Annotated in this window: 19 protein-coding genes, 3 tRNA genes and 2 rRNA genes; 2 read left to right on the top strand and 22 right to left on the bottom strand. The window is 46.0% G+C overall.

Annotated features, from left to right (window positions below):
• Positions 1 to 411: 411 nt before the first annotated feature.
• The 7 genes from arcC to allC form a co-directional block, all read right to left on the bottom strand.
• Entirely contained in the window at positions 412 to 1353 is a 942-nt protein-coding gene (gene arcC / locus BM101_RS12555) for a carbamate kinase (protein WP_087034181.1), read from the bottom strand.
• A 12-nt stretch (positions 1354 to 1365) separates the two neighbouring features.
• Positions 1366 to 2220, bottom strand: a complete 855-nt coding sequence (locus BM101_RS12560) for an oxamate carbamoyltransferase subunit AllH family protein (RefSeq protein ID WP_087034182.1) — start codon at positions 2218 to 2220, stop codon at positions 1366 to 1368.
• A gap of 28 nt (positions 2221 to 2248) precedes the next feature.
• On the bottom strand, positions 2249 to 3514 hold the full coding sequence (locus BM101_RS12565) for a YlbE family protein (RefSeq protein ID WP_087034183.1): 1266 nt from the start codon (positions 3512 to 3514) through the stop codon (positions 2249 to 2251).
• A 16-nt stretch (positions 3515 to 3530) separates the two neighbouring features.
• Entirely contained in the window at positions 3531 to 5300 is a 1770-nt protein-coding gene (gene fdrA, locus BM101_RS12570; RefSeq protein ID WP_087034184.1) for an acyl-CoA synthetase FdrA, read from the bottom strand.
• A 66-nt stretch (positions 5301 to 5366) separates the two neighbouring features.
• On the bottom strand, positions 5367 to 6458 hold the full coding sequence (allD, locus tag BM101_RS12575; RefSeq protein WP_245825846.1) for an ureidoglycolate dehydrogenase: 1092 nt from the start codon (positions 6456 to 6458) through the stop codon (positions 5367 to 5369).
• Positions 6459 to 6476: 18 nt separating this feature from the next.
• Positions 6477 to 7262: a (S)-ureidoglycine aminohydrolase gene (gene allE, locus BM101_RS12580; protein WP_087034185.1), complete on the bottom strand. Its 786-nt coding sequence runs from the start codon at positions 7260 to 7262 to the stop codon at positions 6477 to 6479.
• Between the two features lie 32 nt (positions 7263 to 7294).
• Positions 7295 to 8521, bottom strand: coding sequence for an allantoate deiminase (gene allC, locus BM101_RS12585; protein ID WP_087034186.1), 1227 nt, complete (start codon positions 8519 to 8521; stop codon positions 7295 to 7297).
• Between the two features lie 171 nt (positions 8522 to 8692).
• Between allC and BM101_RS12590 the strand changes: the two genes are divergently transcribed.
• Entirely contained in the window at positions 8693 to 9553 is an 861-nt protein-coding gene (locus BM101_RS12590) for an alpha/beta hydrolase (RefSeq protein WP_087034187.1), read from the top strand.
• Positions 9554 to 9823: 270 nt separating this feature from the next.
• Here BM101_RS12590 and BM101_RS12595 read toward each other — a convergent pair whose 3' ends face one another.
• From BM101_RS12595 to BM101_RS12610, 4 genes are all read right to left on the bottom strand, one after another.
• Positions 9824 to 11080 carry a glycerate kinase type-2 family protein gene (locus tag BM101_RS12595; protein ID WP_218149939.1) on the bottom strand — a complete coding sequence of 419 codons (1257 nt, stop codon included), beginning with the start codon at positions 11078 to 11080 and terminating at the stop codon, positions 9824 to 9826.
• 39 nt (positions 11081 to 11119) lie between these two features.
• On the bottom strand, positions 11120 to 12076 hold the full coding sequence (locus tag BM101_RS12600; RefSeq protein WP_087034189.1) for a D-2-hydroxyacid dehydrogenase: 957 nt from the start codon (positions 12074 to 12076) through the stop codon (positions 11120 to 11122).
• A gap of 14 nt (positions 12077 to 12090) precedes the next feature.
• Entirely contained in the window at positions 12091 to 13002 is a 912-nt protein-coding gene (locus tag BM101_RS12605) for a sugar phosphate isomerase/epimerase family protein (RefSeq protein ID WP_087034190.1), read from the bottom strand.
• Between the two features lie 172 nt (positions 13003 to 13174).
• On the bottom strand, positions 13175 to 14857 hold the full coding sequence (locus BM101_RS12610; RefSeq protein ID WP_087034191.1) for a thiamine pyrophosphate-dependent enzyme: 1683 nt from the start codon (positions 14855 to 14857) through the stop codon (positions 13175 to 13177).
• Positions 14858 to 15053: 196 nt separating this feature from the next.
• Between BM101_RS12610 and BM101_RS12615 the strand changes: the two genes are divergently transcribed.
• Positions 15054 to 15830 carry an IclR family transcriptional regulator gene (locus BM101_RS12615; protein ID WP_087034192.1) on the top strand — a complete coding sequence of 259 codons (777 nt, stop codon included), beginning with the start codon at positions 15054 to 15056 and terminating at the stop codon, positions 15828 to 15830.
• 264 nt (positions 15831 to 16094) lie between these two features.
• On the opposite strand, the gene dhaM is transcribed toward BM101_RS12615, so the two are convergent.
• The 11 genes from dhaM to BM101_RS12670 all read right to left on the bottom strand — a co-directional run.
• The gene (gene dhaM, locus BM101_RS12620) at positions 16095 to 16472 is read right to left on the bottom strand and encodes a dihydroxyacetone kinase phosphoryl donor subunit DhaM (protein ID WP_218149940.1); all 378 of its coding nucleotides are present in this window, start codon (positions 16470 to 16472) and stop codon (positions 16095 to 16097) included.
• On the bottom strand, positions 16462 to 17052 hold the full coding sequence (gene dhaL, locus BM101_RS12625) for a dihydroxyacetone kinase subunit DhaL (protein ID WP_218149941.1): 591 nt from the start codon (positions 17050 to 17052) through the stop codon (positions 16462 to 16464). Before dhaL ends, dhaM begins: the two co-directional genes overlap by 11 nt.
• Before the next feature lie 220 nt (positions 17053 to 17272).
• Positions 17273 to 18001 (bottom strand): glucosamine-6-phosphate deaminase, encoded by a 729-nt coding sequence (gene nagB, locus BM101_RS12630; protein ID WP_087034194.1) that lies wholly within the window; start codon positions 17999 to 18001, stop codon positions 17273 to 17275.
• A 9-nt stretch (positions 18002 to 18010) separates the two neighbouring features.
• Positions 18011 to 19156 (bottom strand): N-acetylglucosamine-6-phosphate deacetylase, encoded by a 1146-nt coding sequence (nagA, locus tag BM101_RS12635; RefSeq protein WP_087034195.1) that lies wholly within the window; start codon positions 19154 to 19156, stop codon positions 18011 to 18013.
• A gap of 37 nt (positions 19157 to 19193) precedes the next feature.
• A complete protein-coding gene (locus BM101_RS12640) occupies positions 19194 to 20036 on the bottom strand; it encodes a MurR/RpiR family transcriptional regulator (RefSeq protein WP_087034196.1) in 843 nt (280 codons plus the stop codon).
• A gap of 93 nt (positions 20037 to 20129) precedes the next feature.
• Entirely contained in the window at positions 20130 to 20828 is a 699-nt protein-coding gene (locus BM101_RS12645; protein ID WP_087034197.1) for an N-acetylmannosamine-6-phosphate 2-epimerase, read from the bottom strand.
• A gap of 334 nt (positions 20829 to 21162) precedes the next feature.
• Positions 21163 to 21246: transfer RNA gene (locus tag BM101_RS12650), tRNA-Leu, on the bottom strand.
• 10 nt (positions 21247 to 21256) lie between these two features.
• Positions 21257 to 21329 (bottom strand) — tRNA-Phe (locus BM101_RS12655).
• Positions 21330 to 21474: 145 nt separating this feature from the next.
• Positions 21475 to 21547 (bottom strand) — tRNA-Met (locus tag BM101_RS12660).
• A 32-nt stretch (positions 21548 to 21579) separates the two neighbouring features.
• Positions 21580 to 21695: ribosomal RNA gene (gene rrf / locus BM101_RS12665) — 5S ribosomal RNA — on the bottom strand.
• Positions 21696 to 21788: 93 nt separating this feature from the next.
• Positions 21789 to 21928: ribosomal RNA gene (locus BM101_RS12670) — 23S ribosomal RNA — on the bottom strand; the annotation flags it as partial.

The following is a 21928-nucleotide window of genomic DNA, read 5'->3' on the forward strand; positions in this document are numbered from 1 at the left end:
ATTTTAACGCGGTTTTCTCATTTGTTTTAACACTTTGTATCATGGATACGACATTATCAGTAGCCTCAATCACGAGTGACAGGTTGTTTACCATTTTATGCCTCTTGTACAACAAGTAAGCACACTGTGGGTGTGACGCTATTGTACAGGAGATATTTCTTTTTGTATTTTCCACAAAAAAGAGGCTGGGATAAAAGTCCTAGCCTCGTTCGCATTTCCTAACAATTAATCGTAAACGTGTTCCAAAAAGCAGACCTGAAGTCACTTCACGAATAATGCTCAGACGGTCTGCGACCATCCTCCGCTTATTCGCTCCAGTGATTCGGGTCTAAATGCTTTTTGTCTCACTCTCCATTTATTATAGAACCAAGCTTTTCGGCTATTACAAATATTTTTTTACATTCAATCCGACTACGCGTTGACAATGCGTGTGCCGGCAAAACCTGACAGCGCTTCTGCTGCTTGATCCAAAGAACAGATGATAGATTTTTTACCCTGCGCGGCAAAATCAATGGCAGCTTCCATTTTTGGTCCCATGCTTCCATCTGCGAATTGTCCCTCATCCAAGTAACCTCTCGCCTTTTCAATGGAAATTTCTTCCAATTTTTCCTGGTTCGGTTTCCCGTAATTGATGTAGACATTGCTTACATCCGTCAACATCATGAATACGTCAGCGTCCAATTGTTCCGCCAGCTTTTTGCCGGTACGGTCTTTATCGATTACCGCTTCAACACCTGAAATTTGACCGAGCTTGTTCCGCATAACTGGAATGCCGCCGCCACCGCCGGCAATGACGATTGTATTTTGTTTAAGCAGTTTCAGTATGGAGTCTACACCGTGAATCTTCATAGGTTGCGGAGAAGGAACCGCCCTGCGATACCCTCTGCCCGCATCTTCCATCATGGTCCATTTTTTTTCTGCAGATAATATTTCCGCTTCTTCTTTTGAATAAAAGACACCGATCGGCTTCGTCGGATTTCCAAAAGCGGGGTCATCCGATGACACCTCCGTCTGAGTCAACAAAGTAAGCACACTGCTTGTCAATTCTTCTTGATGCAGTGCATTTTTTAGCGATTGCTCCATCATATACCCTATGAAACCTTGCGATTCTGCACTACAGACATCCAAAGGCATTTGGGGCACCACATCTTTAGCTTCTTCATTTTGGCGCAAGATATTGCCTACCTGCGGACCATTTCCATGGGTGACCACAATCTCATAATCCAGTTTTTCTATTTTCGCAATCAGTTCAGCACTCAATTTAACATTGTGCAACTGATTCTCATATGTCGCTTCTTGGTTCGGTCGCAAAATCGCATTACCGCCCAAAGCGATGACCACTCTTTTAGCCATAATCTTCCTCCTTTAAATCTCATCCAATATTAGCGTTGCTGCAAATCCTGTCAGCATATCCAGGCCTGAAGTATGTCCTATTTCTGTGATGTTCATAATCTTCTTCTCGATCGTTTCGATACCGCTTCTGGTACACAAAGCCTGCAGCAAGTCCTTTATCGGTTCGTTAAACCGGCCTTGAAGAGCGCATCTTAAATAGTGCTCACTGACGGTAGTAGTGGCCTTCACATCTCCTGAAAGGATCTGTAGCATATTCTCCGCAAACGCCTTCGGCAATCGCGACAGGAAAAGATTCGCCGCCATGGCTCCAATCAGCATATCGTCCCCGGAAGGAGTCAGTCCCTTCCCTCTGCCAACGAGGAACCGCAACGCCTTCATTTGTTCATCGGCGCTGCCGTTAAAGAGCATGCCGAAAGCTTTAAATTCCCTATATGTATCAAAAATGGACTTATTCCCTATTTCGGAAAAAAGAAAATCAAATCCATTTCTTTTTTCTATTGTCATGAGAACCTGCAGAAAGCATGTTAGGCTTCCTTTATCCAGAATCTGCCCGCCAACTAATCGCGATTGATAAACCGGGCTTCCGGTTACAAATATAGTTGTATCACCCAACCGCAGATGCCCATCACTGATTTTGACGGATTGGTTGATTCCCACTGAAGCAATCAGTCTATTCAGGGAATTTTCCGCAAGATAAATGGCATGAGGCATCTTCGGATAAGCGACGCTTGTAATCAGGATTAGCTGATTCTGCTCATTATTTTGAATGTTCAAACTTCTTTGAAAAATGCTTTGGACGAACCAAGTGGTTGTTCCCTGCAAGATGCCGATCACTGACTCATCGCTGTACGCTGCGTTGACAAACACTTGGCTCCATCCCCTCCGTTTACTTTTTTTATTCTTGGAAACCTAATTTTTTGGCGTATGCCAAAACGGCTTTCTCAAAACATTCGATCGGCGGATGCACCGTTCCAGCACCGATTTGTCCCAATCCTGCTTTTTTATTCGCAATCCCCGTATTGATGACTGGTGTAATCCCCGTCTCGACGACTTTTCTGGCGTCTATGCCAAGGCAAATCCCTTGGAAGTCCCAGGTTGGTACCGGGAAATTAGGATTTTGATCGATGCAGATTTCACGCATCTCATTGCTTGTCTGAAGAGCGTCATGGAAACCACCGCTTCCGACAAAGCGTGTAACAGCCGGCGCCGCAATCATAGCCATACCGCCTACACCAAAGGTTTCCGTGATGGCGCTGTCTCCCATATCAGGAGCAGCGTCAGCTTCGCTGAAACCCGAGAAATAAAGGCCTTGAGGCGTATTTACCGGACCAGTGAACCATTCATCGCCCATTCCAGCAATACGGATTCCGAATTCATATCCATTCCTGCACATAGCCGTAACGATTGTTCCTTCTTGGATCGTTCTTGCGCCATCCAGCACCGCTTTTGCAGCCGCCATCATGATGTTCAAGAAGAATTGATCGGTATCGGCCAAGAATTGCATGACTTCTTCTTTTTCTTGCTGATCCATATCCAAACGCACAAGGATCGGCGCGATTTCTTTCAAAAACGCCAAGGATGCAGCGATATTTCTTTGGTGGAATTCATCCCCCATCGAAATGGCTTTCGCAACCAATACATTCACATTCAATCCGCCTTCTTTTGTTTTCAAAACCTTGCTCAATGTTGGCCCCAGTACATCGCGCATCCAACGTAAACGAGTAACCACCTCTTCAGAGTAGGCTCCGAACCGCAATACTGCTCCGATTCCTTCGTTCATTGTACAATAAGCCTTGTTCCCGTCCGTTCTGTTCTCTACGATCAGCACAGCCATATTTGCTGAAGTGATGCCTCCCATAGGGCCCACTGCATCCACATGATGACAAGGAATCAGTTTCACTTCTCCTGATTCCAATAATTTGCGCGCATCCTCTTCGTTATCAGCCCATTCTTCGAATAAGACCGCCCCCACGCAAGCCCCTTGGATGGGATCTACCATTTGTTCATACGTGATTGGTGGTCCGGCATGCAGCAATACCTTTCCTTCATTTAACTCTTTAATAACCGATTTAGCTGGTACGACATCCAATAAGAAAGGTGATCCAGCGACAATTTTAGCCGCTACAGCTAGATTGGCTTCATCAATTGTTTGATAATTCATTGTTGTTTCTCCTCTCTTATTTCGTTTCTTGTTTAGCATCATAATTTTTCAAGAAATATAATGCTTTTTGCAGGACAATATTTCCGCCTGCCATCGGACGCCAATCGAATTGAGTGACTTTTCCGCCTGTTTCACGGATTGTTTCAGCGAAACTTTTCAAACCGATGTTCAAAAATTCTTTCGTATGCAGCATATCCAACATAGCTTGCGAGGGTGACAATTCTTCCATGAATACTGGCGCATCAATTTCCTTGATTTGTTTCGCAACATCTGTGATGGTAATCCCTAAAATCGCTAAAGCTGCACGTACCGCTTGATTATTGCTCATTTTAACGATCACGCCGGCATCCTCTAAGATTTGGCGTTGTGCATTGATATCTTGAGGATCAACATCCGTTCCGACGATTGTGCCGACAAATACCAATTCCCTTCCAGCTGCAGATGCTTTTTCTTTCGCCTCTTTGATGGCAGGCGCTAATTCGCTCGCCATGTCGGCATGGGAACCGTAGCCCAATACAATATCCAATAAAACGATAGCTGTTTCCGGGTCGTCCGAAGCCGCCTTGATCATTTCGATGCGTTTGCCAGGATCGATCATCGGATGTGGTCTGCCTTGGGTATAGATATCATCGCCCAGATCAAGGACCTCATAGCCTTCATTCTTCAGGATATAGCCCTCTTTTTTATCTGCGTCACCGCTTAACTGTAAGCCTTCCTTGATCAGCATCGCCGCTTCATTGGCCAGCGTTCCGCCGGAATAGAATCCTTTGATGTATTTTTGATTTTCAGAAAATTTCACAGTCGGGATTTCAATTTCTTCTTGTTCGTTGGTGATGGTTTCCTTGTTCAGGAGCTTAACGGCTATTTTTGCGGTTTCTTCCAAAGTATAGGCATGATAAAGGTTGTTTTCGTGATATTCAGGTTTCTCGCCCAAGAAAATGGTCACGACCGGTTTGGATCCCTTTCTCAAAAGGGCCAGTACTTTTTCCTTTACTACAGGAGCAGGTGGTTTTGAGATGACGACGATGACATCTGTGTTCGGATCTTTCTCTAGAGTCACGATGCCATCCATCAAGGTGATGCCTCCGATAGCTTCCTTCAGGTCACGGCCGCCAGTACCGATTGCGTTGGTAACCCCTCCACCGAGCTTATGGATAATGGTTGATACCTCTTGGATACCTGTCCCCGAAGCCCCGACAATGCCTATTTTCCCTGTCCGGACAACATTTGTGAAAGCCAATGGAATGCCATTGATGATTCCGGTCCCACAGTCTGGTCCCATCAGCAATAAGCCTTTTTCATGCGCTTTTTGTTTCAAGCGTTTTTCATCTTCTATTGCTATATTGTCACTGAAGCAAAAAACGTGTTTTCCTTCATCAAGCGCCCGTTCGATTTCTAACGCTGCATGTGTGCCCGGAATGGAAATCAAAGCGACAGATGCATCTTTTCCCAAAGCCAAAGCTTTGTCCCAAGTGCGGGCGGATTCTTCAGCATCTCCCCCGCCGGTTCCTTTGGCTTGTTCCGCCAAGAAGACATCGATTTCTTTCATGACATTATCGATAACATCTTCATCAGCTATGTCCAAAACGACAGCCATGTCGTTGGAAGTGGCTTTTTCAAGTTCTGGAGTGTATAATCCGCCTGTTTTAAAGATATCTTTGTTTGCAGGAGTACCCATCATGATGGAGACATTGTTCACTCCTTCGACGGTGTTGATTTTATTGGTCAATAGCATCAACACGATAGAATCTTGGTAACTATTGGATTTGATGATTGTGTGTAACATTTGTAGCCTCTCTTTCTTGAGCCTTCTGTTGGCTCTCTTATCGTTACGGAAAACAATGCTTGCCGTTTATTCTGCGAATGCACCTTTTCCGCCATATTGGTCAAAATGAATGGTTTCGCTATTCAGATATTCATAGATATTCTTCTCAACCGGAATACCTTCTGCTTGGTATTTTTCATAATTGAGCTGGTTGATTTCACCAGGATAAAAAACCTGCTTGAATCCGTTAGCCGGCTTCACTTGATGCAATTCAGCCACGGTCGTTTCGATTCTCTCTTTAAAAAGATCGAGATCCGTAAATCGTTTCGGATCGATAAGGATATATAATTGCCCCAAATTACGGCCTTCTGTTATTTTGTCGTACATGGAGCTGACATGTTTACCGAACGGCAGTCCCAACAGGATGCCGGATAAAATATCCACCATCATCATGAGACCATAGCCTTTCGGCCCGGCAATCGGCAGTAAAGCATGCACATCATGCGGATCGGTTGTCGCATTTCCATTCTCATCGACAGCCCAAGTATTCGGAATCGCTTGGTTTTTTGAACGGGCATCCAGAATTTTTCCCCATGCCTGGACCGTTGTAGCCATGTCGAAGACAACCGGGGCTCCCTCTTTGCGTGGTGCTGCAAAAGCGATCGGGTTGGTGCCGTAATAGATATCAGCTCCCCCAAAAGGTACGACCATCGGATCGGATTGGCACATCGCGATACCTATCAGATCCTGTTCGGCCGCCTGTTTAACGTAATAGGATAAAGCTCCGCTATGGCTCATCTGTGAAACGCCAACGACCGCTATACCCGATTCCTTCGCCATCTGAATCGCTTCCTGCAGTCCCAGATTTGCTACATATTGTCCCATACCGTTATCGGCGTGAAAGATCCCTGTACTGGCACCGGTTTTTTCAAACCTTACCTCCGGATCCAAGGTCACGCCGCCCTTGGCTATCTGTTCTGCATAATAATCAACGCGTACCGCACCATGTGAATGGATGCCGCAAGAATCCGCAAATACAAGATGCTTCGCCGCTTCATTTGCTTGTTCAGTGTGCAATCCGGCATGCTCTAATTTTGTTTGGATCAGCTGTTGAAGTTCAGCAGGCATTACTTTGACTATTTCAGCAGGCATCACGCTGATTGTCTCTGCCTCTTTCATTTAATCACTCCCTTATCGTCAGATTTTTGGATCTCGGTTGCAGTCTTTCGAATAAACATAGCTCAATGCTTCATCCTTACCCACGGCATAGGCGGCTTGCGGAACATAAGCCCCCATGAAAATATAGTCGCCTTTCTCCACGGGCATCCATTCATTGTCCAGATTATACATGCCCTGCCCTGAAAGGATATAGGCACCATGTTCCTGTACATGCGTTTCCACATAGCCATGGCTGGCGCCAGGTTTAAACGATAGGATATGGAAATTCATATCGAAGCCAAGATCTGTCGGAAGCAAATCCCAAAGCAGGACATTGGACATCCCTTCGTATTCAATCGCTGTCAAATCGTTGACATTCCCGATGACTTTGCGCGCTTCAAAACCTTCCAATGGCTCATAACGCTTTTTGTAAAGGAAAATTTCCGTGTTTTCCGCTTGCATGTTTTCCAAATACATCAATGTACCGGCCGGGAGATAGGCGTAGCCACCTGTTTTTAATTCATGGGATTCCGTGCCATCGCTGACTTTCAGCTTTCCATCGATCACATAGACGAATGTTTCCACGCCCTCGCCGCCGAAGCCGCGTTCGTTCTTGCCGTCCTTCAGCATTGTGATGATGTAATCGACGAAGGTTGCCCCTAATTTCGGTGAAGCCAAGATGGTAAGCTCGCAATTTTCGAAACCCGGCACAACATTTTTTACGAGCCCGTCGTGGGGGAGCAGTGCGTAATTATGTCTTTTGATGACGGATCTTGATCCCAGTAACCCATCCCTATACCCTGTATTATTGTTTTTATATCCCATTTTCCTGACCTCTCTGTCCTTATAGTGTTTGCCTATTTGTAAGCCAATTCGTAAAGAGCCGCTGCCATCGTCTTGACGCCTTCCACCAGATCCTCCAATTTCGTAGCTTCAGCCGGATTGTGGCTGATGCCGCCGATGCTTGGCACAAAGATCATTGCGGTTGGATAGTGCGGTGCGATGATTTGGGAATCGTGTCCAGCACCGCTGTGCATGATCCGATATTTCATGTTTTCCTTTTTGGCAGCCTCTTCGATGACTTTGACGATGCTCTCATCCATAGGGACCGGCGCTTCATCCATCCACAGGTCGATGGATACTTCCATGCCCATTTCATCAGCTATTTCTTGGATGCGTTCCTCCAATTCCCCGGTAAAGCCATGCAGCAAGTTCCCATCGGTATGGCGGCAATCAATCGTGAACAGCACCTCTCCCGGAACGACGTTTACGGTATTCGGTTTCGGTTCCACCTTGCCGAAAGTCAAGACCAAAGGATCGCCGACTTTTTTCGCCTTTTCGATGCCTTCGCAGCAGATTCTGCTGAAAGCATAGACGGCATCCTTGCGGTAGCCCATCGGGGTTGTTCCCGCATGGTTGGCTTGCCCTTTCAAGATGACGGTATAACGTTTTTGTCCAGCGATGCTGTTCACTACGCCGATTTGAAGCCCTTCATTTTCCAATACATTTCCTTGCTCGATGTGCAGTTCCACGAATGCCTTGATGTCTTCGCGGCGTTTCTGTTCTCCTGCTTTAAAATCGAAGCCGCATTGGCGCATCGCATCGACAAATTTGATGCCGTTGAAATCCGCGATGTCGATGACATCTTCTTTTTTGGCTTCGTTCATGAAATTTTTGCTGCCCCAGAAGACTGTCGGAAATCTGCTGCCTTCTTCTTCGGCCATCGAAATGACTTCCAAAGAGCGAAGCGGTTGTCCATAAGTCTCCTTCAAATACCCCATTGCCAAATATGCGGCAATAATCCCGAATTGCCCGTCCAAATTGCCGCCGTTCACTACGGTATCGATATGCGAGCCGGACATAATTGTTTCATCGGGATACGTGGATCCTTCCAGCCTTCCGAATAAGTTGCCGATTTCATCAAAACGCGTTGTCATCCCGATTTCTTCCAATTTGGTTTTTACGGCGTTCTGGGCTTCCAGCCAGGAATCGGTATACAGGAGGCGAGTCATCCCTCCAGTAGGATCACTGCCAATACTTGATAGCCAATCAACATTCTCTTGAATCGTTTTAAACCAGTCCATTTTATCGTTTCCTCCCCTTGAATATCATAATCATATTGTAAGCGCTTCTTGACGCCATATCATTAACACATCCCACAAAAACCCATATATTTTTGTGCGTTTTGTACACAAGGCGGCCGTTCCCATTTTTCCCAGTTGTGATAGAGTGTAACTAACTATTGGAAAGGATTGATGATGAAAATGCCGCACAGCATTCATACCTATTACACCTATAAGGATACACCTCTTCAAGCTTCTTTTTATCCCGCTCAAAACAAACCGGGAGCCCTGACCGTCATTTATATCCATGGAGGCGGACTCGTCTACGGCCACCGCGACGATCTGCCGGCTGTCTATCGGGAGACTTTTACGAATGCCGGTTATAACCTGTTGACCATCGACTATCCATTGGCTCCGGAAACGAAGTTGCCCGAGATGTTTCGCTGCTTGACCTTAGCCGTCGAATGGTTTTTAAAAAACGCTGCAACGACGCTGCATTTACCGGCGAATGATTATGTCCTTTTCGGGAGATCCGCAGGTGCTTACCTCGCCTTCCTTTTGGCGAAGGACGATTTATCCCAGGGCCCCAGAGGACTGATCAGCTTCTATGGCTATTACGCATTGACCGAGCCTTCCTTTTCCAGACCAAGCGCCCACTACAATCAATTTCCGAAGGCGCCCGCTTCCTACCTGAAACAAATACCCGATAGCCACCCGCTTGCTGCCGGACCCATCGAAACAAGATTTCCGATTTACCTTTACGGCAGGCAGACCGGCAGCTGGCTTTCCCTCTTTCTGGAGGAGCCGATGGATGTGCAGCGTTACAGTTTATCGCAAGCGGAATTATTCGCGCTGCCGCCGGTATTTTTGACGGCGAGCGCAGCCGATCAGGATGTCCCCTACCTTGTTTCCCATTCGGCTGCCCAAAGCATCCCGAAAGCCGTCTTCCATCCCGTCCTGGGTTTGCCGCACGATTTCGACTCAGATCTGACCAATAATGCAGGAAAACGCATCTATCAATCAGTCATTCAATGGCTGGGCCGCTTGGGTTGAAAGAGGCTAGGACCCTCTTTTTTTATGATTAATTCCCGGTGAAGGCACTTTAGCCGGATATTTTTGAGGAAATCAGTTCGTAACACCCGGTGAAGCCTCGTTCACCGGCAATATGCCTTGAGAAGGAATTGGGATAGCCGCTGAGCCCTATTTCATCGGGTATTTTGGCTGAACTGCGGACTATCGGAATTCCCACCAAACAAATCCGGATAAGCGACAAAATTAGGGGCTGCCTCGAGGCAGCCCCTAATTTTTATGCATTCATTTTCATCAAGCGATGGCCTCATCGATCAGCAACAGAATGACGTCATTCACATTCGTGCCTGTCGGTCCTGTAAAAATCAAGTCCCCGCTGCTTTTCAGGGCTTGGTAGGAGTCGTTGTTTTCCAATAAACGCCGGGCATCCTGTTGCCCCATTTGGATGCGTCCAAGGCTGCCGCCATCCACCATTCCCCCTGCAGCATCAGTAGGGCCATCCGTTCCGTCTGATCCCACCGATGCAATCACGACGTTCGCAAGACCCTCAATCGGAAATGCCGCTGACAAAGCTAGTTCCTGATTACGTCCGCCCATCCCATCACCTTTGATGGTAACGACGGGTTCGCCACCTGCAATGATGGCGCAAGGAAGTGGGATATTCTCTTCCCCTGAAAGGATTCTTCTGGCAAGTTCGCCCATTTCCATCCCCACGCTGGATGCTTCCTCTTCTATGGAAGTTGAAAGCATTTTTGTATGGTATCCTAGCGCTTGCGCTTGCATTTCCGCTTCCTGACAGAGAATTTCGACGCTGCCGATGACGGTTGTCTTGACATTTTCTAATTCTTTTGGCGTTTCATCCTGAATCGCTATCATAGCTTTCTCAGGAAGGTCCAATCGGTATTTCGCTATAATCTGTCGGGTTTCCTCGGATGTAGAAGAATCGGGATACGCGGGCCCGGAAGCGATCGTATCAACACGGTTACCTACAACATCAGATAATATGATTGATTGGATAAAACGTGGAGAGCAAGTTGCTGCGAAACGGCCGCCCTTGACCTCCGAAAGATGCTTTCTGATGGTATTGATTTCGACAATGCTAGCTCCACTTTCCAAAAGCTGTTGATTGATGTCTTTCAAATCATCAAGCGTAAGACCCTTTCTCGGTTTCTCAAATAGAGCGGATCCGCCTCCGGAAAGTAAAAACACGATGTTCTCGTCTTCCGGAATACTCTGGACATAGCTCAAAATCTTATCCGTTCCATCCAAAGAATTTTGATCCGGTATCGGATGAGCTGCCTCAAGTATTTCCATTCCCGCTATTTCACCCAAAGAATGCCCATATTTCGTCAATACGACTCCTCCGACAAAAGCATCCCCCAAAGTGTCGATGGCTGCTTTGGCCATCCGCCATGCCGCTTTCCCGACCGCAATCACGTGGATTTTACCGTCGATTTTTTCTTGCTCTAAAGTTTTTCTGACGGCAGTGTCCGGCAAAACCGCCTGTATCGATTGATCTATGATATATCTTGCATCATCTCTGAGTTTCATAACCTGCTCCTTTTCCACCTGATTGGAGGTCATTTTTGATTACCCTACACTATTAATCGGATGACCATCAACGAAGGCTTCCAGATTATCTATTGCAATATTCAAAAGACGGCTTCTTGCTTCGATCGGCGCCCATGCGATATGAGGTGTAATCAAGCAGTTTTTAGCGCTGAATAGCGGATTATCTTCGGAAATCGGTTCCGTAGAAACAACGTCTACCGCTGCCCCATGCAGATTCCCCGCATTCAAGGCCTCCGCCAAATCTTTCTCCACAATCAACGGACCGCGTGAAGTATTGATCAAAATAGCACTGTTTTTCATCTTCTTCAATGAATTTTTATTGATGATCCCTTCCGTTTCAGGGAATAACGGACAGTGAAGGGTAACGACATCGGATCCAGCCAGCAATTCGTCCAATTCAACAAGCTGGATATGTTCATTTTGCAAGTTTTTGTCCGCATATTTATCGTAAGCAAGCACCTCCATGCCGAATGAGATCGCAATGTTGGCCACCGTTTGACCGATTCTTCCGAAACCGATGATCCCCATCGTTTTGCCGGCCAATTCGATCAGAGGGTAATCCCAAAAACAAAAGTCCCCAGATGCTTTCCAACGACCTTGCTTCACGGCTGCATCGTGTGCGCCTATGTGATGGCAAACCTCCAGCAACAAAGCAAACGTGAACTGCGCCACGGCTGATGTGCCATAAGTAGGGATATTCGTGACCGTGATATCTCTTTTCTTAGCAGCTTCTGTATCTACTACGTTGTACCCGGTAGCCAGAACGCCTACGTAACGGATATTCGGGCATGCCGCAAATATTTCCTCCGTCAAAAGTGTTTTATTTGTGAGAACGATATCCGCATCACCAATTCGAGTGATTACTTCTGTTTGCGGTGTACGATCATAGATTGCGCATGCACCTAATTTTTCCAGTCGTTCCCAAGATAGGTCCCCGGGATTCAATGTATAGCCATCTAATACAACAATTTTCATCCTTATTCCTCCTTTTATAATAAACTCCAAGCACGGTTTAATGTGCGTTTTGCATTTGCAATGACAACATCTGGATCCTCATCCTGCCAAGGTTTCACTTCGAAGGAAAGGACAGGTGGCGCCTCGCTGTTCAGGAAGCCTTCTTCTTTCAAAACTCTCAAAAAGTCCAAAAGTTCTGGTACATCGTTGACGCTGTTCGGGAATCCAAAGCGTGGATGTGTATCTCCGTATGCTTCGGCACCCTCTTGGATGACGCCGTTCCCCATATGCAGATGGGTGATATACGGTTTCGTCACCTGGATGGCAAATTTCGATGTTTCATGGGTTTGTGGGATATGCGACAGATCCATCATCAAGCCAAAATTATCGACTTCTTTTCTCATCTCAGCTGCAAACTCTGCTGCATAAGTCGCTGGTCCAATCAAGGATTTTTTATCCAAATCATAATCAAATACTTCCAAAGTAATGGTCATATTTTTCTTAGCTGCATAGTGGCAGATATTTTTTGTTGTCTTCAATAATTGCTTGAAAGCCTCTTCTTTTGTATCTTCTTCGTATTTCCCAGCAAGAAATGCGATGCCGGTAGCACCAAGGAATTCAGCCTCATCAAGGGAGTCTATCAAGATAGCTTCCGCTTTCAAACGCTCCGTTTCCTCAACCGCATTCGGGTTAAGTCCTGCCGTCAAAAGGCGAGGTTGAGCGCCGTAGCATACTTTCATATGACTAGAGTCCAGCAATTTTTTGATTGCCAGTCGATCTTCCTCCTTCTCGATATGGGATATTTCGATGGCATCGAAATATTCGTCAACGACTATTTTCTTTACCGTCTCCACTATATTCCCTTGATCCTCCCATTTCATCGCTTGCGGATAAGCCATGAAATGGATAAGACCTATTTGCAGATATTTATTTATGTGTTCAATCATTTTTATGTCCCCTTTCTTGTATCATCGGTTGGATAACTAATCTGTTTCTCCCACCATTGGATAGTTCTTGTGGGCCGTCCAACAGCAAGATGCTCTTTCCCCTTGCCGTTGGGCTTCTCCACAATTTCCCGATGCCTTATCTGATTTTTACGCCGAAGTTTGGCGGGTTAACTTAATCGAATTCTCTGACAGCTTTGATGTTTGGACCCATCGCACAATCCGTTAATTCTTCACATACGATATCGACGATATAAGGTTTTTTCGCTGCATAAGCTCTCTCAAGAGCAGGTTTGATGTCTTCCGCGTTGAAGACGCGTTCCCCTTCACAAGCGAACCCTTCGGCAACTTTTACGTAATCCATTCCGCCTTCATTTGCTGGTATTTGATTTTCTGGCATATGTACAGCATAGTTGAAATCATAGCCATATTTTTGATTTTGACGAATCAAGCCAAGGTAGGAATTGTTCACAATAACAACGACCAATGGGATTTCATTGACAGCTGCAACCGCGATTTCCTCTACCATAAAGGTGAAGCCGAAGTCGCCTAGAACCGTTACAATTTTATTGCCTGGCGCCCCAACGGATGCCCCGATTGCTCCCGGAATATCGAAGCCTAAAGTACCCGCTCCACCTGATGGCAAATATTTTCTCGGACGATTGATGTCCTGTAATTGGCCGGACCAAATTTGAGTCAAGCCGCATCCTGTCGTGAACATAACTTCATCGCCGAAGACTTCGTTCATTTCTTTGAAGACACGTTGTGGTTTGATCGGACTGCTTTCAAAGTCCGTTTTTCTTGCCAATTCTGCTCTCAATGTCGGTAATTGGGAAACAAGGCCTTTTTCAGTAAAATGAGCTGCTTGTTTCGCTTCAGTAAGTAAAGCTTCGATTGCCAGGCGTGCATCGGCTACGATGCCAATTTCTGCCGGAATGATTTTTCCGATTTGGCTTGGCTCAATATCGATATGGATGAATTTTCTGCCTTCTGCATAGACCTTGATATCACCTGTGTGGCGGTCCGTAAAGCGACAGCCGATTCCCAAGACGACATCCGCCTCGCTCAACACTTTATTCCCTAAAGGACCGCCCACTTGAATACCGGCGTGTCCGGCATTCAACGGATGATTGACGGGAATGCCGCCTTTTGCCATGTATGTGGTAATGACCGGAATTTTTAACGCTTCGGCCAATTCCACGCATTCTTGTGTTGCTTCAGATAACACAACGCCGCCGCCCATGATCATCACTGGTGCTTTCGCATTCGCTAGCAATTCAATCGCTGCTTTTATTTTGTTCATGTCTGGAGCAGGTCTTTCGATTTTATAAGGTTCATAGCTGTTGATATCGAAATCGATTTCAGCCATTTGGACATCCAACGGCAAGTCAATCAGTATCGGACCCGGTTTCCCTTCTCGCGCTACCCTGAATGCTTCTCTGAAAATGCTTACGGTTTCATTAGGATCCATCACACACCAAGCGCCTTTTACGATAGGTTTGGCAATCGCTACGATGTCGACGGATTGGAAAGCGTCTTTGTTCAATTGCGATCTCACTGATTGCCCGGTCAACGCCAAGAAAGGGATTGAATCGATGTTCGCTGTATAGATACCGGTTACAAAATTGGTGGCACCAGGACCGGCTGTGCAAGCGGCAACGGCCATTTTCCCGCTTGAACGGTAGTAGCCGTCCGCGGCATGGGAACAAGCTTCTTCGTGTCTCATGACCATATGTTTGATGGAATCGGATAATTCTAGATATTTGTAAACAGGATTGATCCCCGCCCCTGGTATACCGAAAACATCCTCAATTCCTTCTTTTTCTAAAATTTGAACAATCGCTTCTGCTACTAACATATCTTTCCCTCCATTAATTTCACTGTGTGAAACCTTCTTTTATTTTTGTATATCCGTAGTTTAGCAGACGAAAAAAACGAAGTCAACTCTTTTTGAAATTAATTTTCTCTCTGTGAAATTACAATTGAGTTATGTGTCACATTATGATAAACTGCAGATATAAGAGAATACTGTACAGAAGCGGAGTGAAACGCTAATGCTTGAAAAAAAGGTCAAGAAAAATCAATCAGTGGAGAAGGTCCTTCAGATCATAGAATTATTGGTTTCAAAAGGCGGCGAAATGCGGCTGCAGGACATTGCCGAAGAAGTGAATTCGCCAAGCAGCACCGTCCTTCGTTACCTCAGCACCTTAAACGCCTTCGGATATGTCTACCAGAATGCCGATTCTTCCAAATATGCTCTGACTTTGAAACTGGCGCAATTAGGCAGTCTGGTCAGCGGACAATACGACATCCGTAATCTTGTGCATGATGACTTGATCGCCTTATCCAAGGAATTCCAGGAATCCTCCTGTCTGGCCATCGAAGAGGATCATGAGGTTGTATACATCGATGTCATCAACGGCCCCGATAATATGCTGAAAACGATGCAAAGAATCGGTAAAAGAGCGCCGTTGCATGCCACCAGTGTCGGCAAAAACATTTTGCAGAACTACAGCGAAGAAGAAATTTTGAAGATACTCGCTGAGAAGGGCATGCCCCAATTGACGGTGAACACCCTCACCACTCCCGAAGCGTTGTTTGAGGAATTGGAAACGGTGGAGCAAGAGGGCGTCGCGATGGATGACGAAGAATGTGAAATCGGGGCAAAATGCATTGCTGTCCCACTGATCGACTATACCGGCAAAGTGGTTGCTTCCATCAGCATCAGTGGCCCCATTTCCAGAATGACCGATGAGAAGGTCAACAAAATGAAAGAGTATATGTTGCGCATGTCTGAAGAAATATCAAAAAAATTGGGGTCTACAAAATAAGAAACGGCATGCCAATTCTTATACTTTGCAACCGTCCCAGAGACGATACAGACTATACCTATATCTTCGAATAAACCGTCATGAGAACGCCGGTCCCATTTTCTGTGTAATAATTATCGATTTTCAATATTCCGTCTTTACCTTCACAAAATAATTACTGCCGATCCATCGAAAAAAGCAAACAACCGGAACTCACTCAATCCGATTGTTTGCTTTTTTATTTTCCTGCTTAGGCCTGCTCGCTGAGGCCCCGATTCATCGCAATCATTTCACGATCAACTTCTTCATCTGTTCTTCTATTTCCTCAATCGGTGTATCTACCTGCAGCATGGCCGCTGCTGTATAGGCGCTTTCGACAAAGGCCGTGTCATAGATGGTTATGTGCTTATCCGAATTCTCCATAGCCAATTCTAAGTTCATTTTGGAACTTCCCAAATCGTAGAAAGCCAACACTTCCTTTTCTGCCATCCCATTCAATGCCGCCGTCAGCTTGTCAAAACTCGTGCCGATTCCGCCTGTGTCGGTTCCACCTGCACTGATTACCGTGACATCCTTTGCAACCTGGCTCGTCAGCTTGGCGATGCCTTCGGCGATTTCCGCAACATGTGAGACCAACAATATTCCGTAAGCTTTACCCATCATATACCCCCCCGTCCATCATTGCCTGAAAGAGATATCCGCTGGATGCGGCGCCCGGGTCTACATGCCCATGTGAGCCTGCGCCCAAGTAGGAGGCCCGTCCTTTTGTCGCTTGGATATCCTTTGTGCTCGCTACAGCAGCCTCAATCTTTTCCGCCGTCAATTGCTTTGTTTCCACTGCAGCAATCACGGGCAGCCAGACATCGACCATCGTTTTTTCACTTGCCTCTGCTTTCCCGATTTTTTGGATTCCTCCCAATCCTGCTTCTAGGATTTTCCCCAGATCATCGCTCGTCTGGCTGGCTTTTGCCATTTCAAGGAACGCCGATCCGTACAAGGCCCCCGCCGTCCCGCCCACGTTGCTGATCAGAGTCATACCGGTCCTACGCAACAGTTCTTCCACCGATTGCGGCGGATCTTGTTCAAAGGTTCGCCTCAAAGCAACCGCTCCATGAGCCATGTTCATGCCATGGTCCCCGTCGCCGATAAACGAATCCAATCTGTCCAAATAAGCTTGCTTCCCACACAGCGATTCAATGAATAGCGTAATCCATTCCTGCACCTTTTCAAGGTTCACCATCATTCATCCACTCCTTGATTATAAGCCCTGCAACTGTTCAAACAGGAGCGCAGCTTAATCCCCGTTTTTCCAAAAGAACAATCTCCAAATTAATTGTAAACGTTTTATTTGATAAGAACAATCCTGAAGGCTGCCCAAAAAATAAAAGCAATGAATCTTTTATGCAAAACAGCCGCTGGAGGAGAACTTCTCCATCCAGCGGCTGTTTTTTACTATGTCCTGATTATTCCATTCCCTTGATAAGTTCTTTTCTATTTAACAGAGTCGCGGCGTCTTCATCCAGGATTACGATGACATTTGGATGCCTTTGCAGCACACTCGCCGGCATAGCCTCGGTTACCGGTCCTTCCAACGCTTTTTGGACAGCTTCAGCTTTTTGCTTTCCGAATGCCAAAAGGATTATCTTTTTCGCGCATAGGATGGTTTGGATCCCCATCGAATAGGCAAACCGGGGAACATCCTCTTCCCTCTCGAAGAACCGTTTGTTCGCGTCGATGGTGGCCTGCAGCAAAGCCACTTTCTGCGTCTTGGAATCGAAGGCAGTCCCCGGCTCATTGAACCCGATGTGGCCGTTTGTGCCGATGCCCAGAATCTGCACATCAATCGGATTCTCTTTGATGATTTCTTCGTAATGGGCGCATTCCTTTGCTTCGTCTGCCATCCCATCCGGTATGTAGCTTTTTTTGAACGGTTTAGCGTTGAATAACTGCTCTTTCATAAAGGCATGGTAACTGTTTGGATCATCCGCGGACAAGCCCGTATATTCATCCAGATTGATGGCGGTCATACCCGAAAAATCAACCGCGCTTTTTCTCATGATATCATACAATTTCACTGGGGTGCTTCCGGTCGCCAAACCCAATACCTTTGCACCTTTTTCCATTTCCTTTTGGATCAATTCAAATGCTTCTTTGCTTGCCTCTTCGGCAGTCGTTTTCACTATAATTTTCATCTATCTCTCCTACTTTCCGTTGATTGTGTAGACAGTTTTACCGAAGCTGATGGTCTGCTCCACTGTGAAATCCCTAGAAAAAATGACCATATCCGCATCCTTGCCGGGCGCTATTCCGCCTTTTTTCGCGAGCCCGAATTCCCTGGCTTGGTTCACCGAGCTCATCTTGACGGCAGCTGCTACACTGCAGCCGGTATATGCCATCATGTTCTTGAAGGCATCCTGGAATTCCAACACGCTGCCTGCCAAGTTCCCTGTTTCCAGGCGGGCCTGCTTATCCTTGACGATGACTTTCTGGCCGCCCAATTCACTGATACCGTCGCCCATCCCCTTTGCACGCATCGCGTCGGTGATCAATTCGATGCGGTCAGCACCTTTCTGCTTGAAGGCTATCTTCACCATTTCCGGGTCGATATGGTAGCCGTCCACAATCATTTCCACATAGATATCTTCCTCCAAGAAGGCATGCCCGGTCACACCCGGTTCACGGTGATGGAGACCTCTCTGCGCATTATAGAGATGGGTGATGTGTGAAGCCTTCGATTGCTTTAATTGCTTCCGCACGGCATTCGAATGGCCGACCGACAGAACGATGCCGTTGTTTGCGCAATACTCTTCGAAGGCTGAGGCATCGCTCGTTTCCGGTGCATAGGTTACCAGACGGATCAAGCCCCCACTCAGTTCCTGCCACCGTTTCATCACTGCCGCATCAGGAATCTTTATATGCTCTTCCGGTTGCGCACCTTTGAAGACTGCCGAGATAAAAGGCCCCTCCAAATGGATGCCCTGGATGACCGGATTCGAATCTGCAGCTTTTCTGATTCCGATCAGCGCCTTCTCGATGTTTTCATATGATTGGGTCATCGTGGTAGGGAAATAGGTGGTGATCCCTTCCTGATGCATCCGCGCAATCATCTGATTGATTTCATCCGGGTCCCCGTCCATATTGTCACTACCGTAGCCGCCATGACTATGTACATCGATAAAACCGGGAACGATTATTTTTCCAGCCGCATCCACCATTGCGTCATTTCCTGCTGCAATGAAATCCTTCATTTCCCCGACCGACAGGATTTCTTTATCGAAGCGGACATAGCCGTCCGCAATAACCCCATCTCCGGTATATATTTCTGCGTGAGTCAATACTTTTACCATAATTTAACCCCTTTTCTTTAACAAGAAAGGCCACCTCTTATCCGGTAATGCCTTTTACTTCATTATTTTTTGTGTATGCAAGAACGCTCTGGATTGTTGTGTTCATATTATAATTTAAGTTGTCATCCTGTAATAGGAAGGTGGAAATGACATCAATCAGATACATGAGCCCGAACTGGGTATTTACAAAAACGGTATTATTGACGAATCGGGAATTGTATCCGTAAAAATTCACGTCGGCAACCTGCGTCAGCGAACTGTTTTTATAGCTTGTCAATGCAACCACCTTGGCCTTTTGCCTTTTGGCGATTTTAAGCGATTCTATCAGTTCGATCGTTTCCCCTGAATTCGATATGCCGATCACTAAGTCGTTCTCTTTGATGATGGAACTATTGATGATCATCAGATGGGAATCACTCACCCCGATGACATTCAATCCCATACGGATCAGTCGTTGGGATAACTCCGTAGCCGTCAAACCCGAGCTGCCTATCCCATATACGAAAATCCTGTTGGCCTTTTTGATTAAGTCGATGATCTGCTCAAGTCTCTCATTATCGACCATCTGATTTGTTCCATCGATCACCTGCGTATAATAGCCGTAAATATCATCAAATATTGTCGGCATTTCCCTGTGTGGGCTGACCGCAGTCAAAGACCGCAATGCAATCTTCATATCAACAAAGCCGTCAACCTTTATTCGTTTGCAGAAGCGCGTGATGCTTGATGTGGAAGTATTGACGTTAGTAGCGAAGTCTTTGATGTTCATGTTATTGATGATTGCTTTATTCTGCAAAATATAATCGGCTATGTTCCGCTCATTTTTTGAAAAAGAAGCATATTGATTTTGTATTTGTTCAAGTATATTCACAGCATTCACTAGCGTCCTCTCTTATTGGAAAATTATAAAGTGTCCCCTATCAAACCCGAATCTTTCTCATATTCCGCAAAGTTTACCTAAAATCGGCTACCGTTATAATGCCCCCTTTATCGCTTCAATAAAGGACTCCGCAATTTGTTTGGGCCTGGTGATGGCACCTCCGACAACGACAGCATGACAGCCCAATGCAAGCGCCTTGGCAGCTTTCTCAGGCGTGCCAATTTTCCCTTCGGCAATCACGGGTAACGGGCTTATCGCTAGAACGTCCTTCAGAAATTCGAAGTCGTTGTCGCTGATATTCATCATTTCGGTTTCTTTTGTGTAGCCATGCAAAGTAGTGCCGATAATGTCAAACCCCACTTCTATTGCATTCTTTACATCATCAATAGTGGAAGAATCCGCCATAAGCAGAACATCCGGGAATTCTTTTTTTACTTCGGCTACAACTTCAGAGAGCCGTTTACCGTCCGGTCTAATTCTCGCAGTTGCATCTATCGCAACTACTTCTGCACCTGCCGCACAGACCTGCCTGATTTCTTTCATTGTCGGTGTAATATACACTTCCGATTCTGGATAGTCTTTTTTAATGATGCCTATAATCGGCAAATCCACGTAATCTCTTATCGATTGAATGTCTACTACCGAGTTGGCTCTGATGCCCACAGCACCCGCTTCCTTTGCAGCCACCGCCATTCGCGCCATGATAAAAGAGCTATATAAAGGTTCTCCCGGGAGAGCTTGACAAGAGACAATCAACCCTCCTTTTACAGCATCTAAAAATCTATTATCCATTGCTGACATCTCCTTAAATTGATTGATTGCTCAGATGTTCCCTGTTTCTTTGCTATAGGATTTTATTGGATCAACTTTGAATTGTGCATCCGCTATTAATTTTAAAAAATATATTGAACGCTTTCTTCCTGCTGGTATAAAGTTACCACATAATAATTATTTTCTCAACATGTTTTTTATGATATTTATTTTCTCTGGCGGGTTAATTGCTGATATATACAGATGGAACGCAGTCAATAGGGGCTTTTTGGGGCGCTTAGCTTTTAAAAATTAAAAAAAAAAAAAGCAAGTTTCCAAAGATGATGCCATCAATGGGAACTTGCTTTTTATATAATACCGGCGGCCGGGGTCGAACCGGCACGCCCTCGCGGGCACTGGATTTTGAGTCCAGCGCGTCTGCCAATTCCGCCACACCGGCATAATGGCAATGGCTCGAGACGGATTCGAACCGCCGACACCTTGAGCTTCAATCAAGTGCTCTACCAACTGAGCTATCGAGCCATGTACAGTTTCAATGAGATGTATCAGCCAAAATACTGACCTCTACACCATGTAACCATAATGATGAAATTGTAGGTAATATTTTGGGCTTGCGCCCAAGTGTACCATGCCCGTAAAGTCGCTAAAGCGCCAACGATCATGACAATTGCGGGGACAGGACTTGAACCTGTGACCTTCGGGTTATGAGCCCGACGAGCTGCCAACTGCTCCACCCCGCGATAATATGATTAATTTTATATATAAAAAAAAAGCGCGGCAACGTCCTAGTCTCACAAAGGGAAACCCTTCACTACAATCGGCGCTAAGAAGCTTAACTTCTGTGTTCGAGATGGGAACAGGTGTGACCTTCTTGCCATCGTCACCGCACATTTTTAATTGGGAGAACGTTGTTCTCTCAAAACTGAATCTACAAAATAGAGGGGAACCAAACCCGCTGAAGCTTTTCTTTGTTTTTAAAAATTGGTTAAGTCCTCGACCGATTAGTATTGGTCCGCTCCATACATCGCTGTACTTCCACTCCCAACCTATCTACCTGATCATCTCTCAGGGGTCTTACTCACTTGAAGTGATGGGAAATCTCATCTTGAGGGGGGCTTCAC

Source organism: Trichococcus palustris (genome assembly GCF_900114465.1).
Taxonomy (GTDB): domain Bacteria; phylum Bacillota; class Bacilli; order Lactobacillales; family Aerococcaceae; genus Trichococcus; species Trichococcus palustris.

Excerpts from the sequence above, each read along its gene's own strand:
- BM101_RS12610 (WP_087034191.1), bottom strand. The coding sequence starts at position 14,857 with ATGTTAGTAGCAGAAGCGATTGTTCAAATTTTAGAAAAAGAAGGAATT.
- fdrA (WP_087034184.1), bottom strand. The coding sequence starts at position 5,300 with ATGTTACACACAATCATCAAATCCAATAGTTACCAAGATTCTATCGTG.
- BM101_RS12645 (WP_087034197.1), bottom strand. The coding sequence starts at position 20,828 with ATGGATAATAGATTTTTAGATGCTGTAAAAGGAGGGTTGATTGTCTCT.
- BM101_RS12600 (WP_087034189.1), bottom strand. The coding sequence starts at position 12,076 with ATGAAAATTGTTGTATTAGATGGCTATACATTGAATCCCGGGGACCTA.
- allC (WP_087034186.1), bottom strand. The coding sequence starts at position 8,521 with ATGGACTGGTTTAAAACGATTCAAGAGAATGTTGATTGGCTATCAAGT.
- allE (WP_087034185.1), bottom strand. The coding sequence starts at position 7,262 with ATGGGATATAAAAACAATAATACAGGGTATAGGGATGGGTTACTGGGA.
- BM101_RS12615 (WP_087034192.1), top strand. The coding sequence starts at position 15,054 with ATGCTTGAAAAAAAGGTCAAGAAAAATCAATCAGTGGAGAAGGTCCTT.
- nagA (WP_087034195.1), bottom strand. The coding sequence starts at position 19,156 with ATGGTAAAAGTATTGACTCACGCAGAAATATATACCGGAGATGGGGTT.
- dhaM (WP_218149940.1), bottom strand. The coding sequence starts at position 16,472 with ATGATGGGTAAAGCTTACGGAATATTGTTGGTCTCACATGTTGCGGAA.
- nagB (WP_087034194.1), bottom strand. The coding sequence starts at position 18,001 with ATGAAAATTATAGTGAAAACGACTGCCGAAGAGGCAAGCAAAGAAGCA.
- BM101_RS12590 (WP_087034187.1), top strand. The coding sequence starts at position 8,693 with ATGATGAAAATGCCGCACAGCATTCATACCTATTACACCTATAAGGAT.
- dhaL (WP_218149941.1), bottom strand. The coding sequence starts at position 17,052 with ATGATGGTGAACCTTGAAAAGGTGCAGGAATGGATTACGCTATTCATT.
- BM101_RS12605 (WP_087034190.1), bottom strand. The coding sequence starts at position 13,002 with ATGATTGAACACATAAATAAATATCTGCAAATAGGTCTTATCCATTTC.
- BM101_RS12565 (WP_087034183.1), bottom strand. The coding sequence starts at position 3,514 with ATGAATTATCAAACAATTGATGAAGCCAATCTAGCTGTAGCGGCTAAA.
- allD (WP_245825846.1), bottom strand. The coding sequence starts at position 6,458 with ATGAAAGAGGCAGAGACAATCAGCGTGATGCCTGCTGAAATAGTCAAA.
- BM101_RS12595 (WP_218149939.1), bottom strand. The coding sequence starts at position 11,080 with ATGAAACTCAGAGATGATGCAAGATATATCATAGATCAATCGATACAG.
- arcC (WP_087034181.1), bottom strand. The coding sequence starts at position 1,353 with ATGGCTAAAAGAGTGGTCATCGCTTTGGGCGGTAATGCGATTTTGCGA.